The following is a 17,097-nucleotide window of genomic DNA, read 5'->3' as shown; positions in this document are numbered from 1 at the left end:
TTTACGAAAATTTTGCGAAAATCAAAAGCACCCTCGGAGTCAGATTTTCATTCTAACCTCGAAGGTGCTACTATACTGTATAATTTAGCTCTTTATAGCTCTACCTGAAATCTCTCCAAAGATTTCATCTCTTCTTTCGTTAAACGGCGCCATTCTCCAAGGGCAAGCCCAGAATCCAATTGCAGAGGCCCCATCGTGAGTCTCTGAAGATCTGTTACTTCTTTTCCGCAGGCAGCCACCATGCGCTTGACTTGGTGGAACTTGCCTTCGGCTAGACTGATTTCTACAAGAGAGGTCTCTTTTTCTTCATCTACTTCTAAAATCTTGAGTTGAGCTGGTTGACAGGTAAAGTCTTTCAACTCTATCCCTCTAGCAAACTGCTCCACATCTGATTGATTCATCAAACCAGCTACTTGAGCTCGGTAGATTTTCTCAACGTGTTTTTTGGGTGACAGCATGGCATGAGCTAGCTTACCGTTATTGGTCAGAAGGAGTAGACCATGAGTGTCAATATCCAAGCGACCAACAGGAAATACTTCTTTTTGGCGAGCAGTCTCATCCAATAAATCCAGAACTGTTTTATGTCGTTCGTCCTCTGTTGCTGAGATATATCCCTTGGGTTTGTTAAGAAGATAGTAAACAAACTTTTCGTAGGTCAACTTTTGACCAGAAACAACAATCTCATCCGCCGTCTCGTTAATCTGAGTCTTGGGAGATTTTTCCGCTCTGCCATTGACCAAAACCAAACCTTTTTTCAAAACATCCTTCACTTGGCTTCGAGAACCAAGACCATTTTCTACCAAAAACTTATCTAGGCGCATATTATTCCTTTATGATATTGTAACTTAGCATTGCTATGATCATCATGACACCCCCTAGGACGGAGAAAATGAAAAGCGGAGCTTGAGATAGATGACCAATCAAAGAAAGGATAAATGTCGTCACAGAGGCACCACCACTGCAACCTAAAACAGTAATTGAAACAGCCTGATTGATTAGATGAGGGGGGATCTTTTCTGACACTGTATGAAAAACGGTCGTCAGAGTTATACTGTAGGTAAAGCCTGCAAAAAGGGCACTAAAAGCTAACATCCATATATTGCTGGAAAGACCAATCAGAATCAAGCTCAAGCCAAAACAAATTCCAATAATCGTCAGTAAACGGTCCTTAAAAATTCCGACCATAGGAGCAAAGCTAACACCAGCCACAATTCCAATTAACTGCATACCACTTAAAATCAAACTGGCCGTTTGCGCTGTCCCTATTTGATGGTACAACACTAGACTAGGTACGCGCAAGTTGATGGCTGTATTACTGAGTACAATTACCCCAGCCACCAAAGCTGATAATAGGGTGAAGCGGAACTGGCCTGCTGTCATTTTTTCTTTCTTGGCCTGCTTATGTTGATGAACTTCCCCTTTTTCATAAGGAACAAAGAGGAGAAAAAGTCCCAAAACCAAAAAGCAGAAGGTATAAACAAGGAAGGTTGCTGTCCAGCCAAAGCGTAAAAGTTGGCCGACTGCCAAGGTCAAAAGGGCTGTCCCCACTACTTCTGCTGATCCTCTGTAGCCTAAGAGCTGTATGCGCTCATGACCTTGGTAACGCTCGCTAATAATTGAAATAGCCTTAGCATTGATCAAGCCTGTCCCCAAGCCAAAAATTAAACGGGAAAGAAAGACTAGATTATAGGATGGATTCAAAATGGGAACAAAGGCGCAAGCAGACATAATCAGCAAGCCAGTCACAATCATGATCCTTTCAGATAAGAAACGCTCAATTAGTCCATTCAACAAGAGCATGACCATAATCCCTATAGAGGGCAGGGATACTAGGAGTTCTACCCTATCGGCTGGATAGTCCTTATAAAAATCAAACATGGCCGGCAAGGCACTGGAGATTGAAAAAGAGGTTGTCAGTACCAAAGATAGACTCAGGATACTGATTTTTTCCATTGTTCTTTTCATTTTCTTTCCCTTCAATAACACACTATTAGTATCATACAGTTTTTTGCACAAAGACGCAATCTGTTTATTTAGAAAAATTCATCATCAAGTCGTCTTCTTTATTTCTAGTCTGTTTTGTGATATAGTATCTTATAGAAAGAACGAGGAAAGAGAAGATGTCTGTTATTGAAAAACTTATTAAACCAGCTCATTTGATTGATATGAAGGATATTATTCGCGAGGGAAATCCAACCCTACGTGCTGTTGCTGAGGAAGTTTCTTTTCCCTTAGCGGACGAAGATATTCTTTTGGGTGAAAAAATGATGCAGTTCTTACACAACTCACAAGATCCAGTCATGGCTGAAAAACTTGGATTGCGTGGCGGTGTGGGACTGGCTGCTCCGCAACTTGATATTTCCCGCCGTATCATCGCTGTTCTCTTACCTAACCCAGAGGATGAAAACGGCAATCCACCCCAAGAAGCTTATGCTCTGAAAGAGGTTATGTACAATCCTAAAATCGTGGCCCATTCTGTACAAGATGTGGCTTTGGCTGACGGAGAGGGTTGCCTATCAGTCGACCGCTATGTCCCTGGCTATGTAGTCCGACATGCGCGTGTCACTGTAGATTACTTCGATAAAGATGGTGAAAAACATCGAGTAAAACTTAAAGGTTACAAGGCTATCGTTGTCCAACATGAAATTGACCATATCAACGGTATCATGTTCTACGATCGGATCAACGAGACAGATCCATTTGCCATTAAAGAAGGCATGTTAATTTTGGAATAATGGATCAAAAGTACAAAATTTCTGACTTCTGTCTCTTAACGAGGTGAGACCAGACTAACTGTTTAAACAAGTAGTCTGGCCTCCCTCTTTTTTCTTGTCTCTCGACCATTTTTCCTTAAACAAATATTAAGCCAAACTTAAAGAAAACTGATATCAGTTAGCTTTAAGGACTGGTCTTTATACTGTTCTGTATCTTATCTATCAAACATCTAAGAAAGAGGTACAGCTTATGGATTATCTCGTTATTCCAGCTTATGAGCCAGATTACAATCTCATTCGCTTAATAAAAAAAGTTCGTGAAAAGAGTGACTTTGAAGTAATCGTAATAAATGACGGCAGTTCTGCTTCATGTAATCGTGTCTTTGAACAAGCAGTAACGTATGCAACTATCCTGCATCATTCTCTTAACCAGGGCAAGGGGCAGGCCCTAAAGACAGCTTTTCGCTATATTCAGTCTCAAGGTCGCTATGGTGTCATTGTCACAGCAGATGCAGACGGTCAACATAAACTTTGGGACATCCTACGTGTTGCCCACTGTGCCCATGAGCAACCTCAGAAGTTAATCTTAGGGGCACGAGCATTTACCGGAAAGGTCCCTCTACGAAGTCGATTTGGAAATAGTCTGACTCGTCTGTTATTTAAGCAACAGACTGGCGTCGCTATTTCTGATACTCAGACTGGCCTTCGTGCCTTTACCAGCAATATGCTTCCATTAATGCTCTCCATTGAAGGTCAACGCTATGAATACGAAATGAATATGCTTCTGCAAGCTTGTAAGACTTATCCAATCGTGGAAGTTCCGATTGAGACTGTCTACATTGATGATAATAAAACTTCCCATTTCAGACCCATTCAAGATGGCTTAATGATTTACAAAGATATGTTTAAGTTTGCTCTATCCTCACTAAGTAGCTTCATTGTGGACTATCTAGTCTACGCTGTCGCCCTACTCTTTCTGGTGGCTGTGCCGACAACTCTGCGTATTCTACTTGCCAATGGGATTGCCCGCGTTACCAGCTCTATTTTTAATTACTCCACCAATAAAAAGCTCGTCTTTAAAAATGAAGATAGCATTGCAAAAACAGGAAGTGGCTACTTTGGCCTGGCTCTAGGTTTGTTTATATTAGACACCCTTCTAATCAGACTCTTCTACGCTGTCTTTGGGATCAACCTTCTACTCGTTAAGATTTTGGTCGGCATTCTGCTATTTTCTCTCTCTTGGCTTATCCAAAAGAAGTTTATTTTTAAAGAAAGGACCCACACCGTATCATGAAATTATTTAAAAAATCTTATGTTTATGCTAGTCTTTTTGGCTTATTGTTGATTGCATCTTTCGGCTACTCTATGCTCAAAACCTTTGTCTTATCAGAGTCCATCACAACTGTTAAAGCCAATACTACAAGTAGTAGCGCCAGTACAACGGCAACCAATGTCAGCACGTCTGATACTAGCTATAGTGACGACAATATCTCCATTACACTGACGGAAAAAACAGTCAGCAATACTCAGGTTTATATTGCTGACATAACTGTCAGCTCTGCTGAATATCTAAAAACAGCTCTGGCTCAAAACACATATGGAACCAATGTCACTGCCAAAACCTCTGTCACTGCTGCCAACAACAATGCTATTCTAGCGGTCAACGGTGACTACTACGGGGCTAATTCCACTGGCTATGTTATCCGCAACGGAGTTGTCTACCGTGATACCGTCCGAGAAGACTCCAGCAATGGTGATTTGGCGATTTACAAGGACGGCTCATTTAAGATCATTTATGAGGACGAAACATCTGCAGAACAGCTGGTGAAAGACGGAGTTGTCAATCTCCTTGCCTTTGGTCCATCCTTAGTAGAAAACGGTGAGATTGTTGTTGACACTAATTCTGAAGTTGGTCAATCCATGTCTTCCAACCCACGTACAGCCATCGGTATTATCGACGAAAACCACTATATTATTGTCGTGTCAGATGGCCGGACCTCAGAAAGTCAGGGACTATCCCTCTATGAGTTAGCTGAAGTTATGAAATCTTATGGCGTCAAGACTGCTTATAACCTTGACGGTGGCGGATCTTCTACACTCTACTTCAATGGTCAGGTAATCAACAAACCAACGACCAATGGAAATATTTCAGAAAGGGCGGTGAGCGACATTGTCTACATCGGTTACTAATCCAAGCAAAAAACGTTTTAAGAAGACAGCTCTTGTCTATACTCTCTTAAGTATCTTCTTCTTTGCCTTTAGCCGTATATATGAGTCTTTTAGCTTTGGTGAAACCTCTACCTATATGCACTATCTCTATGCAGTTCCTTTGATTGGAGGTATCCTCTTATTAATCCTACTCAAGATTATTCCCAACCTCTCAAGGCTCAGCCTCAACCTCTGGAACTCAGCAGTTGCTACTCTCACGGCGGGTGTCCTTTTCCGAGGCATTGTTAATCTATCTGGACGTTCCACGACGCTGGATCAGCCCTATATCTATACTAGCATTGGCTTTCTTGTATTAGCTGTAGTCTCAATATTATTTACTAGAAGCGTCTGGACAGAAGAAAATAATCTTATTGATTAAATAACAAAAACAACCGGAGTCTAAAATGACTCCGGTTGTTTCTTATGTAGGTAAGCTAACTAAAAATATTTTTAATTCTCCTATAGACTATTCGCTTTCTTCACGCTTTTTGTGAATGACCATTCCGGCCAAGGCTAGCGAAGTTATTCCAAAGAGACTGAGTGCTAGAGAGGTTTGATCCTCTTGTCCTGTCTTCGGAAGGACACCAGATTCTTCTTGCTTACTAGAAGCTGTTTTATAGTTAATCGTTAGTGGCATAGCTGTTACAACTTTTTCACTAGCTTTATTTGTTTCAAAAGTAGGACGACTATCCGGATTTGTAGGAGCTGGGACTCCTGGTTTCCTATCTGGTTTTACAATTATTCCACTATCTTGATCTGGATCAGGCATCGGAATCACCATCTCCTTCAGATAGGATAAAACATAACGATTAATCTTATTTGTGACTTCATAGATAAAGTCATTTTCAGTTGCACGATATCCTGCTGGAAGCTCAACATGAATACGATAGTTTCCATTCATCAGCATGCTTTCAAAGCTCAGAAGATCATAAATAGTATGAGCAAGCGTACGGACAACCCCTTTCTCATCAATAGTCTTCACAACAGTTCCTTCTGGCACTGGCTTGTCAAACCCTATTGTCAACTTATTCTCAGATAAGTAGCGCGAAGCAAAGGTGACTTTTGGATGAGGATCCTCAGGAGAAACTGTCACTTTTTTCACTAGCTCATCTCCCCAATCATAATGGTAATCAGAAAGGGTAATCTTGACTGTATAAGTGCCGAATGGAAGCTCTGGGAAGCTACCACCATTATAGGACGAATTAAACTCACCAGTTACAGCACGCCCCTGATCATCAAAGACTTGGTAACGCACAATTGATGGATAATAATTAATTACCTCTCCACTACTGTCTGTAAAGACAAGCTCCAAGGTCCCCTTGTCAGGAGTCTCTTTGTTTTCTGGACTTGATGTTGGCTCTTCAGCGACCGACGCTGCCTGAGCTGTTAGGTCTTCGCTAGTCTCTACTTTATTTCCTTGCAAGTCTAGTTCAGCTGTATTGTATACCTTATCCCAAACTGAATAACGAATCGTTGAAAGATCCACTCCCTCAGGAATGACATAACTTCCATCTTCTTCTGGAGTCAAGGCGTGCGTTTCTCCATCTTTAGTGTATGACAGATAGGTACCTGCGACTCCACTTCCTGTTTCGATAATCTTTCCAGGACGGAAAACTCTTGTCTTAGGATCATAGTGGGCGCTACCCGTCTCGATGCTTGGAGCTGTATTATCAATTTTAACTTTGAAATTCAACTCCTGCTTCTTAGCACCTGAGGCTGATGGACGGTAGGAAATGACAAATTGATATTCTCCATCTGGAAGCCGATTCCCATCATTATCCAAACCTTCCCAAGAAATTTCATAGAATTCTTCACTTCTGTTTCCGCTTCGGTAGCTCCAGTGCGTTTTTCTATGAACTTCATTTCCGATCTCATAAATGGGTTGTTTTCTCTCTGTGTCTTCTTTCTTGTAGACTGTCAGATGCACATTTTCGACATTGCGGAGCATAACAGCTTTTACCTTCACACTATCAAAACTAGAATCGTTATTTGGTGAAAAGTAGAGTTGATCCCCATCAAACTTTTCGCCATCCTGTCCCAGTGTTTTAGCTACAGATTCGCCGTTTTCGTACACATAGCTGATCAAGGATGTAAAATGATTATCTGGATGTCGCTCTTCCACATCAGGAATCTTGCCATCTGGATAGTCTGTTTTGTCCTTATAGTAATAGAAAGGTTTGTCAGAGCCAGTATATTCATAAATCGGTTTTTCAATTCCTCGCAGATTTTGGTATTCCCCTCGGAAACCTACATAAGGAAGACTGACCAAATGCTGGTTGCTCTTAGCATCTTTAACAAGGAAAAATCCTTCTAGGAAATAACCATTTGGCATTTGTTTGCTCAGTTCAGATTGATACTTGCTAGCATCTACTGAGACACGAATGGTCCGTTGACCACGAGCTGGAACAGTGACAGTTTCTTTACCAGTCAGGGTCTCTAAAAGACGTGGGTGGAGCGTAAATTTCCCATCTTCAACTTGATCCGTCTGAAGAGTTGTTTCGTAGGTGACCGTCTTTTCCTGATCAGATAAATTATGAACTGTCACATCAAACTCGAAGGTGTCCTTGACATTTCCCAAGGTCAAGCTACTCTTTTCGCCTTTTGCAGTGACATATAAATCACCTAGAGCAGCCGCTGTCACATCCATGACTCCAGCCCCCTGTTGACGGACAGAAGAATAAGCCTTTGTTTCTTCATCCACATGGGGAACTGCTGTACTCATCGTCATTTGCTTGACGAGGATTTGGAGTTGTTCAGGTGTCAGATGAGGGAAGCGCTCTTTCAAAGACTGCTTGACCAAAGCTGTTGCCCCAGCAGCATGAGGAGATGCCATACTTGTTCCTCTGTCCATATAGTATTCACCGTTATTAACAGATGAGTAAATCATTCCACCTGGCAAGGTCACATCTGGCTTCAAGTCACCATCAACTGATAAGCCCCAGGATGAAAAGTCTGACATCTGTTTAGCAGCTTCATACGGTACACGCTTAAATTTGTTGGCAATGTTCAGTTGATAATCACTGGCGTGCTGAGACAAAAGTTCTCCTGCACGGTGACCGATTACCCCAACAGGGAAACGCTCCCCTAAACCTTCTAGATCAAATGGAGTAGGCCTTTCACCTTGCTCTTTTGTCTGATAGAAGATCACTCCAGCTGCTCCAGCTGCTTTCAGCTGTTTGACTTTTTCAACATCTGAGACCTGACCGCCTCTTTCAGTCAAAACCAAACGGCCATTAATCTGATCTCCTTGATAGTTTTCCATCCCACCATTTTCCACATGGATATAATTTTGTGGAATGGTCGTCCGGAAACCATCTCGTTCAACAAAAGAATGCATTGGAATTTTACCATCAGGGAATTCTGTAGAACCGACTAGCTCCTTAACGGTTAAGCTTGCTTCCGTTGAAACGTGTTTAGTCAAGCTATTGATTGAAGCAACAGAAATGACATTTGGATTGACTGACGGTGTCCCTGTCATCCCGTAATCAGGTGTTGTAGCAAGTGGCTTACTATGCCAAAAACCATTGGTTGCCATATTGGTAGAAGCAACAGTAATGGTCACTCCCGCCTTGCGAGCTTCATCGAAGGCTTGACGGGTGATTTCACCAACATCATAGATGGAGCCTGAGGCAGTTCCTAAACTCATATTAATGGTATCAGCCCCAAGCTTCACAGCGTCTTCCACAGCCTTGGTATAAATAAAGTTTTGGACTTGTCCACCTTTCGTATCTGAAAAGACGCGCAAAAACATGAGCTGAGCTTCTGGAGCTACCCCGCGGAAAATTTCTCCGTTTGGAGATGGTTGAGAAGCATTTCCTACGGCAGTCCCAGCCACATGGGCACCATGTGAAATCGGATCTTCTTCTTTTACATTATCATCCATATCACTATAGTTATGGACATAGACGACTTTGTTGTTGTACCACTTACCATAGGTAATACCAGCCTTTTTCTTGGCTGCTTCAATATCAGCTTCACTTTTGAATTTTGCCTTGCTGATGTCCGTTAAACGAAAAGCGTCGTGGGCAGGATCTACTCCTGAATCAATCACAGCTACAACCTGACCCTGACCTTTAATCCCTTTATCCCAGAGCGGTTGTAAATTGATTAAACTGTTTTCTTCGCTAACTTTGGCAGGACTTGGGGTTGGGGAAGCGACAGCTGGTTGCTCCTCTTCCACTCTGGTCCGCCGAAGAGGAGCGTAGTCCACAGCATCGACACGCGCCAAACCTCGAATTTTCTTCGCATCTCCGTAAGTCGTTTCTAAAGCAAGTCCACTAAACAAAAGATTAATATCATAGAGTTTCTTAAAGCGAATGGACTGTCTTTCTAATTCTTTTAAAAATTCCTCGTGTTCCCGATTTGTCTTCTCAATTCGTCTAGCCTTGTCCGTAGCTGATGTAAGAGGGGCTTCGCCAGGTGTTTTTTCTTCCTTTAGGCGAACAAGAGCTTCTACAGGAGTCGCTTCATCCAGTTCATTTTTTGGAGCTTCAGCTACTTCTTTGTGGGATTTTTCTTCTATATTTTCCTGAGCTACTTTCTTTGAGGTATCAAGGACAGGCAGCTTATAATCATTTTCACTTCTCTTCTCAGGTTCAGGAGTGACATTGCTTCCTGCCTCTTTTTCAGCACTTACCTTGTCGGGCTCATTTGCACCTCCTTTTACAGGCTCATTACCCTTATCAGATGGCTGAACACCTTCTGTCTGACCCGAGTCAAGAGCAGAAGAAAGGGACGGTTCTTCCGGTTTTCTTACTTCTTCCTCTTTGACAGGATGATTTTCTTCCGTCGTCTGTGCAGTATCCACTGCAGACGCTGTAATGACTTGTTCTTCAGAGGTTACTGTATCTGCCGCAACCATTGGTCCAACAAGAGCCAGTCCAATCAATACAGATGCTACCCCTATAGCATACTTTCGAATTGAAAAACGTTGTTTTCGGTGAAACTCCATACAAAACTCCTTTATTTTTAAGCTGGAAGTAAGAAACCTGACTGCTTCCAGCTGTTGTCTAATTATTAACGAATCCTTAAGTAATTAATCCTGATCTTCTTTTCCTCTTTGACGAATGAGTCCAAAAGTGCAAAGTGACAAGAACAAGCCTAACAGGCTCATGCTATTTCCAGCTTGTCCGGTCTTTGGCAAGTTCTCTTTTGGATCCAAGTCAGAGATTTCTCGTATGTTCTCTTTCTTCTTTTCACTTGGTTTGATATACATCGGACGCAAGTCTGCTTTTTTCTGAATCTGGTGTTCTTCTTTATCCACTTCTTTTCCTTTACCAGGTTCTGGTGTCTTATCCGGAATGAGTGGATCTGGTTTTGGATCTGGTACTGGATTTGGAATTGGATTTGGTGTTGGGTTCGGATTAACCGGATTGTCTTCTGCAACTTCTATAAATGTTGTTAAGAAGCGATTGATTTTTTCTCCTACTGAATAGAAAACATCATTTTCTACTGCACGATAACCTTTTGGCAGTTCAATATGAATCTGATAATCTCCATTTAATAGAATTTTTTCAAAAGTCTTTGGTTCATAGAGGGTTTGTTCTAATTCATGCTGTTCTCCGTTATCCTTACGAGTAGCAAATACTCTAGTTCCAGATGGTAAATCCTTATCAAAGACTACGTTAAACCGATTCTTAGATCTGTAATGGTAAACAAAGTTGACTAGGCCTTCAGGATGTTCTTTCGTCAACTCAACCGTTACAGTTGTAGGCGATACCCATGAATAGTTTTCATCTTGTGCAACTACTTTGACGGTATAGCTACCAAATGGCAACCTTGGCAACTCACTTTCATAATAAGTATTAAACTCTTTATCAATTCGATTGCCCTTACTGTCGAATACTTGGTAGCGCATCATCTCAGGATATTGAGAGGTTGGATTTCCCTCTTCATCAACAACACGAACTTCCAGCCTTCCATCTGTTGCTTCTGCTTGACCGTCCTCAGAACTTCTTTTTCCTCTTGATTTTCCTGATTCCTTCTCAGCCGACTTATAAGCGTTCTGACCATCAAGGGTTAAAGTATTGGTATTATAAGCCTTATCCCAAATATAAAAACGAACAGTTGCTGGATCAACCCCTTCTGGGATCAAATACGAACCATCTTGATTCGGGCTGATTTCAATGGTTTGTCCATCTTTTTCGTAGGATAAGTATTTACCTGCCAGACCACTACCTTCCTCAATAATCGTTCCCGGTCTAAAGATACGCGTTTTTGGATCATAGAGGTCTTTGTTTGACGCTAATTGAGGGACCTGATTATCGACCTTGACCTTCAAAACGATTTCTTGAGGTTTTGCTCCAGGAGTACTTGGACGGTAGGTAAGAACGTATTGGTATTCCCCATCCGGAACGACCTGATTGTTTTGATCTTTTCCTGTCCAACGACTAGCATAAAGGATTCTACTTCTATCGTTAATTCTCCAGCCGTAATCAGTTTTTTTCTCACTTTCGTTTCCTTGTTCAAAAATCGGATGTTCACGTTTCGTATCGTCTGCCTTGTAGACTGCTAAATGGATATTATCAACATTTCTTAAAACGACCGCATTTAGTTTAACCGTATCAAAATGCCCATCTCCATTTGGAGAGAATACCAAGGCGTTACCATCGTATTTACCGTCTGTTTCACCAAGAACAACCTGCTCTTTCTTGCCATCTCTACGAATAGAGCTAACTAAAGCAGTAAAATGATTTCCCGGATCCTTGACTGGATTTTCCACTTTCTCATCTTGATAGTAATAGAAAGGTTTTTCCTTACCAGTAAATTCATAAACTGGCTTTTCGATACCAGGTAGGTCTTGGTAATGTCCTTTAAAGCCAATATATGGAAGACTCACTAAATCTTTTTGCGTCTTAGCATCCTTGAAGAAAACGAAACCTTCTAGGAAATAGCCATTCTTCATTTGTTGGGATAATTCTTTGGTATAGGCGCTCGTATTAATCTTAATCGGAATTGTCACACTACCCATTGGAGGTACAAGGACAGTCTTATCACCTTTTTGGTCCAGTAGCTGACGCATTTGAAGCGTAATACGACCATTTTCAACCTGATCTGTATTAACAACAGTATGGTAGCTGAGTTCTTGGGCTTGATTAGCCAAGTTATGAACAGTCACCTCGAAAGTAAAGCTATCTTTAACATTTCCAAGTGTCAGACTACTATCCGTCCCTTTTCCAGTTACATACAGATTGCCAAAAGCAGCTCCCGCAGCGTCCATTAGACCGGAACCTTGTTGGCGGACTGAAGAATAGGTATTGCTTTCCTTGTCCTTGTGAGGTTTAGCTGTACTCATAACCAGTTGACGAAGCAAGGTATGAATTTGCTCTGGACTATATTGCGGGAATCTTTCTTCTAATGCTTGCTTAATCAAGGCTGTTGCCCCAGCAGCATGAGGAGTTGCCATACTAGTCCCACCATCCATGTCGTAAGAACCGTTCGGAATAGCAGAATAAATCATACCACCTGGCAAGGTTACATCCGGCTTCAGTTTTCCTTCTGTTGACAGTCCCCAACCTGTGAAGTAGAGCATCTTATCGGCTTCACTATAAGGAACCTTTTTGACCTCTTGATGGAAAGTCAGCTTATACTCACCTGCATGCGCAGCTAATTCTTTACCTAAACTATGTCCTAGCACACTGACAGGATAGAAGGAACCCCAATAGCCCATTGGAAGATTTTGTAGCTGGTCTCCTTGTTCCTCATTTTGATAAACCAAAACCCCTTTGGCACCAGCTTGACGAAGGGAGTTTACCTTATCTTCATCCGTAACATCGCCACCACTCTCAACTAAAGCAATTTTTCCTTTGACAGAAGCTGTCCGGTAAGCTTCTTCACCACCTTTTTCAACATGGACATAAGACTGCGGACCTTCAACAGGGAAAATGAGCCGATAGACCGGTAAATCAACAAGACCATTCTGGAATTCTTTCTTATCTTTTAAGGCAGGGATTTCCAAGCGAATCTTTGTCACATGGTCGATTTTATTATTAAAGGCTCCGATTGCTAAAACGCCATTTTCAATGGCTGGTTCGTCGATTGTTCCTGTATCAGGAGCATCTGCTTTTGGTTTGGCTTGCCAATATCCATTCACAGCATAATTTCCTGCTGCAGCATTTATGACAACACCTGACTTTCTAGCAAATTCAAAGGCTTGTCGAGTAAGAGGATTGGTATCAGCTTCTGAACCACTAATGCCACCGAAACTCATATTGATTGTGTCTGCTCCAAGCTTAACGGCATCTTCCACAGCTTTTGCAACGATAAAGCCCTGCTCAGTCATTCCTTTCTTATCTGAAAAGACCCGCATAAACATCAGTTGCGCTTCTGGAGCCACCCCTTTAAGCAGTTCTCCAGTCGGAGCTGGTTTAGTCGCATTTCCAACTGCTGAACCGGCTACGTGAGTTCCGTGTGAGCGAGGATCGTCCTCTTTGATCTCATCATTCATATCAGAATAGTTATAAGCATAAACCACCTTATCGTTATACCATTTACCATAGGTAATTCCTGCTTTTTTCATAGCAGCTTCCATTTGTTCTTTATTCTGGTATTTGGCCTTGCTTTTGTCTGTCAAACTAAAGAAGTTATGTTCGTAATCAAGACCAGTGTCAAGAACTGCGACGATACGTCCTTGTCCTTTTATCCCCTTATCCCATAATGGTTGGAGATTGATTAGTTCATTTTCATCACTAACCTTGGTTGGCAACAAGGTATTTTGTTTCTTAGGAAGATCTTGAGGAGTGTTGGCAGTTGAAAGAGGTGTGATGTCAACTTTTTCAACTCTGGCTACCTGGCGAATCTTCAAAGCTTCCTTATAGCTTGTTTCTAAGACAAAACCATTAAAAATCAGATCAAAATCTGCTAATTTCTTATATTGGATTCCTTTTTCGTCCAATTCCTTTAAGACCGCAGCTTTGATTGGTTGATTTTCATGCATACGAGCTTCAATTTGTGTAGCTCCTACTGGTGTCTCCTTTTTTTCTCCTGCCAGACGGACTACGGCTTGAACACGGGCCTCCTCATCTACTTTATTCGCAATATCTGACTCAACATTTGCATCATTTTTTCTTGCTTCTGAATCATTCTTTTTAGGCTCCTGTGTCACTTCTTTCTTTGTAGTTTCTGAATCTATCTTATTTTGATTAGGCGATATTTCCTTATCGGGATTTTCCTCCGATGCTTTATTTTCTTGTCCATTTTCATTGACGACAGAATCAGCAACCTGGGTCTTGTCTCCTTCACCATCTGTCTTTGTTGTTTCACTCTGCGTTTCAGAGCGAGGCAACTCCTGACTCCTTGTATCTGCCTCTGAAGGTGCTAACTCTGGCTGTTCCAACTTTGAATCTTCTTTCTTCACAAGTTCGGAACTCTGTTCGACGATTGCTGGTGGCTCCAGTTGTGGATTTACTCCTGATTCTTGGGCCAAGACAGTTGGACTATAAAAAAGGCATCCGACTACCACGGATACTAAGCCAACTGAATATTTGCGAAAAGAGAAGCGTTGTTGTCTGTCGTTTCTCATAATTGGACCTCCTATATAAATTGTAAGCGCTTGCCTCGGCTTCATTGTAGTCTTTCTATGTTTTAAAGTCAATGAAAATTAGTAGAAATATATGAGTGTAATATAATATTAATATTTCTGACAATTAATCTTAGAAAAATAATAGAAATTAGTTCAGAAATCCCCTTAGAAGCCTCATAAATAAGGAATTTCTCGCTATTTTTCTCTCATTTAAATTTACAAATCCATTAGATAGAATCTAGATCAACTACAAGCCAATTTCAAAAAAATGGGACTAAAGAGACTGTTTACAATATGAAAATAATCTAACTCTCATTTTCATTTAACACTTTTCGATGAGAGATAAATAAAAAGTCCTTAGAATATTATTTCTAAGGACTGTATTTTATATCTAGAAAAGGAACTTGAGTCTGATCTTTTTCCGTACTTATTCTCTCTTTTTATAGTCAAAGAGAAGTTTCACACTCATACACACTACCCGTCAACGGGTCAATGACTTCTGCCAGATTAAAGTGTCCCTGCTCATAATGGTAATGGCAGATGGCGCAGTTGCCAAAGCGCACCTTAGGATCCAGAGCTTGAGCTGCAATCTTGAGATAAAAGGCCCACATGGCACCGCCGTGACTAACAGCCAAGACTGGCTCTGCTCCTGCCTGCTCCATGACCTCAGTCAGAGTGACCAGCATGCGCTCACCGACTTGGTCCACACCTTCTCCACCATAAGGGACGAAGAGGTCTTCAAAAGAGGTCGCTCCCGGCCGAAATTTCGGCTGCAGGCGTTCAGGCTGGGCTTCAAAGAGACCAAAGTTCCATTCTTTAATACCTTTGAGACGAGTATAGTCGGTCCGGCCAGAGACAAGTTCCAAGGTATCAGAAGCCCGCTCCTGGGTGGACGAGTAGAGCTGACCAAAACGAATGCCCCGCTCTTTCAAATAAGCTCCTGCCTGCCGGGCTTGATCCTGCCCCAGTTCTGTCAAAGGAGAATCGCTAGCTCCCTGCACCAAGTCTTCTTGGTTGAAAAAAGTCTGGCCGTGCCGCATCAAATATAAATCTTTCATTTTCCCTCCCAGTCGCTAAAATCGTGACCAATGGCTTCTTCTAAGTAAAATTGGTCATCTTCAAAAGTAAACTTCAAGATACCGCAGTTGGTCATGTGACCTAAATCATCCAGACGCCAGTTTTTCTGCCAAGCTCTGGCAAAATTAGCCATAGATCCGCCATGGGAGACCATGAGCACAGACTGACCATCTGTCTCTTGCATGAGCTGGAGAATGGTCGACGCCATACGCTCCTGCACCTGATCCTGTGATTCACCGCCATAGGTTACAAAGAAATCTCCGTAAGGCAGGGGCGGATTGAGGTCTTCACTTTCCCCTTCAAAGGTGCCAAAGTTCCACTCCTTGAGTCCCTTGACACGCTTATAAGGAATCTTACCGTCCGTTACCAATTCCAAGGTATCACAGGCCCGCTCTTGAGTAGAGCTATATGCATCATCAAAAGTAATACCCGCATCCTTAAAATATTTCCCTGCCACCTTGGCCTGATAAATACCAAAATCGGTCAGAGGAGCATCACACCAGCCCTGCACCTTATGACGCAGATTAAAAAGCGTCTGCCCGTGCCGCATCAGATAAAGAGTTTTTGCCATCATTCATATCTCCTTTAGATGAGTTCTAACTTTTCAAAGGCCTTGTAGAGACCGTCTTGACTGACAGAGTCTGTCACCAGATCGGCCATGGCCTTGATTTCTGCTCCGCCATTTCCCATAGCAACGCCGACCTGACAATAGTCCAGCATAGGAATATCAACCTTGGCATCGCCAAAAGCCAGAGTATCCGACCTATCAGCATGAAGATGCTTCAGCAGAACCTCAATGGCATGCGCCTTGGTAATATCTTTGACTCCTAAGTCGCCAAAGAGTGCATGCTCCCCCTTGCCTCCCCAAGTACCCGCCTTAAGCTCAGGAAAAGCTACCTTAGAGTCCAGATGGTCTTGGTAGCTCTTAAGGATAAAGCTGACTTTATTCAGGTCGTCTCGATAGAGCTCTCCTCCATAGACCAGGCCGTGAAGGGCTTCTTCAGCCTCCATATTTACGACTTCTTCTGGCTTAGCACCTTTTCCAAGGACGTAGGTCTGAAGCACTGGTCGTGCTGCTTCGCGGAAGCCCCTGCTGGCAAAGAGGCCATTATTACTCTCCAGGTAAAACTCTAGCCCCCGCTCCTGAAGCCAGTCCACTAGCCTCTTAGCGACATCTCGCGGAATCAGCTGGTGCAGAATAACCTGCCCCTCATGCTCCACATAAGAACCGTTGCCACCAATCATACCATCAAAGCCAATATCCCAAAATTCCGGCGGCATCTCAGCCTTGCTACGACCTGTGCAGACATAGACTAGGTGCCCCTTCTCCCGCGCTCGGCGAACGGCAAGTACAGCAGACTTCGGTATATGATTATCATAGTCGATAAGGGTCCCGTCCACATCCAGAAAGATAATTTTTCTCGTCATAAAGCTCCCTGTTTTCTGGTTTTTATTGCAAAATCTGTAGATTTTATCACTTTAGATTAACTTGTTTTAGTGAAGTTTTCTAGTTTTCTTCTATTATATACTTATTTGAAAGCCTTTTCTTGTGAAATAATTAGAGATTCTAATACTATT

General features: G+C 42.3%; 11 protein-coding genes. 4 read left to right on the top strand and 7 right to left on the bottom strand.

Annotated features, from left to right (window positions below):
* Positions 1–92: 92 nt before the first annotated feature.
* Complete coding sequence (locus AWH02_RS04635) at positions 93–821, bottom strand: pseudouridine synthase (protein ID WP_060553099.1); 729 nt, start codon at positions 819–821, stop codon at positions 93–95.
* A gap of 1 nt (position 822) precedes the next feature.
* Positions 823–1,965: an MFS transporter gene (locus AWH02_RS04630; RefSeq protein ID WP_060553100.1), complete on the bottom strand. Its 1,143-nt coding sequence runs from the start codon at positions 1,963–1,965 to the stop codon at positions 823–825.
* Between the two features lie 155 nt (positions 1,966–2,120).
* On the opposite strand from AWH02_RS04630, the gene def reads away from it, so the two are divergent.
* From def to AWH02_RS04610, 4 genes are all read left to right on the top strand, one after another.
* Positions 2,121–2,735, top strand: a complete 615-nt coding sequence (def, locus tag AWH02_RS04625) for a peptide deformylase (RefSeq protein WP_060553101.1) — start codon at positions 2,121–2,123, stop codon at positions 2,733–2,735.
* A gap of 229 nt (positions 2,736–2,964) precedes the next feature.
* On the top strand, positions 2,965–4,008 hold the full coding sequence (locus AWH02_RS04620) for a bifunctional glycosyltransferase family 2/GtrA family protein (RefSeq protein ID WP_060553102.1): 1,044 nt from the start codon (positions 2,965–2,967) through the stop codon (positions 4,006–4,008).
* A complete protein-coding gene (locus AWH02_RS04615) occupies positions 4,005–4,904 on the top strand; it encodes a phosphodiester glycosidase family protein (protein WP_060553103.1) in 900 nt (299 codons plus the stop codon). Before AWH02_RS04620 ends, AWH02_RS04615 begins: the two co-directional genes overlap by 4 nt.
* Positions 4,885–5,301: a hypothetical protein gene (locus AWH02_RS04610; protein WP_060553104.1), complete on the top strand. Its 417-nt coding sequence runs from the start codon at positions 4,885–4,887 to the stop codon at positions 5,299–5,301. The genes AWH02_RS04615 and AWH02_RS04610 overlap by 20 nt, the downstream gene beginning before the upstream one ends.
* A gap of 87 nt (positions 5,302–5,388) precedes the next feature.
* On the opposite strand, the gene AWH02_RS04605 is transcribed toward AWH02_RS04610, so the two are convergent.
* From AWH02_RS04605 to AWH02_RS04585, 5 genes are all read right to left on the bottom strand, one after another.
* Positions 5,389–9,873 carry an SGO_0316/SGO_0317 family LPXTG-anchored serine peptidase gene (locus AWH02_RS04605; RefSeq protein WP_060954908.1) on the bottom strand — a complete coding sequence of 1,495 codons (4,485 nt, stop codon included), beginning with the start codon at positions 9,871–9,873 and terminating at the stop codon, positions 5,389–5,391.
* A gap of 84 nt (positions 9,874–9,957) precedes the next feature.
* Positions 9,958–14,442 carry an SGO_0316/SGO_0317 family LPXTG-anchored serine peptidase gene (locus AWH02_RS04600; protein WP_060553106.1) on the bottom strand — a complete coding sequence of 1,495 codons (4,485 nt, stop codon included), beginning with the start codon at positions 14,440–14,442 and terminating at the stop codon, positions 9,958–9,960.
* A 446-nt stretch (positions 14,443–14,888) separates the two neighbouring features.
* Entirely contained in the window at positions 14,889–15,500 is a 612-nt protein-coding gene (locus tag AWH02_RS04595) for a histidine phosphatase family protein (protein ID WP_060553107.1), read from the bottom strand.
* Positions 15,497–16,093: a histidine phosphatase family protein gene (locus AWH02_RS04590; RefSeq protein ID WP_081041916.1), complete on the bottom strand. Its 597-nt coding sequence runs from the start codon at positions 16,091–16,093 to the stop codon at positions 15,497–15,499. The genes AWH02_RS04595 and AWH02_RS04590 overlap by 4 nt, the downstream gene beginning before the upstream one ends.
* An 11-nt stretch (positions 16,094–16,104) precedes the next feature.
* Positions 16,105–16,947, bottom strand: coding sequence for a Cof-type HAD-IIB family hydrolase (locus tag AWH02_RS04585; RefSeq protein WP_060553108.1), 843 nt, complete (start codon positions 16,945–16,947; stop codon positions 16,105–16,107).
* Positions 16,948–17,097: the final 150 nt, after the last annotated feature.

The organism is Streptococcus gordonii, from assembly GCF_001553855.1.
In the GTDB taxonomy this organism is placed as follows: domain Bacteria; phylum Bacillota; class Bacilli; order Lactobacillales; family Streptococcaceae; genus Streptococcus; species Streptococcus gordonii.
The sequence above is the reverse complement of the archived record's forward strand: the minus strand, read 5'-3'. Positions and strand labels throughout refer to the sequence as shown.

What these genes read in the sequence shown, in the direction of transcription:
- AWH02_RS04635 (WP_060553099.1), bottom strand. Translation starts at nt 821, where the DNA reads ATGCGCCTAGATAAGTTTTTGGTAGAAAATGGTCTTGGTTCTCGAAGC.
- AWH02_RS04630 (WP_060553100.1), bottom strand. Translation starts at nt 1,965, where the DNA reads ATGAAAAGAACAATGGAAAAAATCAGTATCCTGAGTCTATCTTTGGTA.
- def (WP_060553101.1), top strand. Translation starts at nt 2,121, where the DNA reads ATGTCTGTTATTGAAAAACTTATTAAACCAGCTCATTTGATTGATATG.
- AWH02_RS04620 (WP_060553102.1), top strand. Translation starts at nt 2,965, where the DNA reads ATGGATTATCTCGTTATTCCAGCTTATGAGCCAGATTACAATCTCATT.
- AWH02_RS04615 (WP_060553103.1), top strand. Translation starts at nt 4,005, where the DNA reads ATGAAATTATTTAAAAAATCTTATGTTTATGCTAGTCTTTTTGGCTTA.
- AWH02_RS04605 (WP_060954908.1), bottom strand. Translation starts at nt 9,873, where the DNA reads ATGGAGTTTCACCGAAAACAACGTTTTTCAATTCGAAAGTATGCTATA.
- AWH02_RS04600 (WP_060553106.1), bottom strand. Translation starts at nt 14,442, where the DNA reads ATGAGAAACGACAGACAACAACGCTTCTCTTTTCGCAAATATTCAGTT.
- AWH02_RS04595 (WP_060553107.1), bottom strand. Translation starts at nt 15,500, where the DNA reads ATGAAAGATTTATATTTGATGCGGCACGGCCAGACTTTTTTCAACCAA.
- AWH02_RS04590 (WP_081041916.1), bottom strand. Translation starts at nt 16,093, where the DNA reads ATGATGGCAAAAACTCTTTATCTGATGCGGCACGGGCAGACGCTTTTT.
- AWH02_RS04585 (WP_060553108.1), bottom strand. Translation starts at nt 16,947, where the DNA reads ATGACGAGAAAAATTATCTTTCTGGATGTGGACGGGACCCTTATCGAC.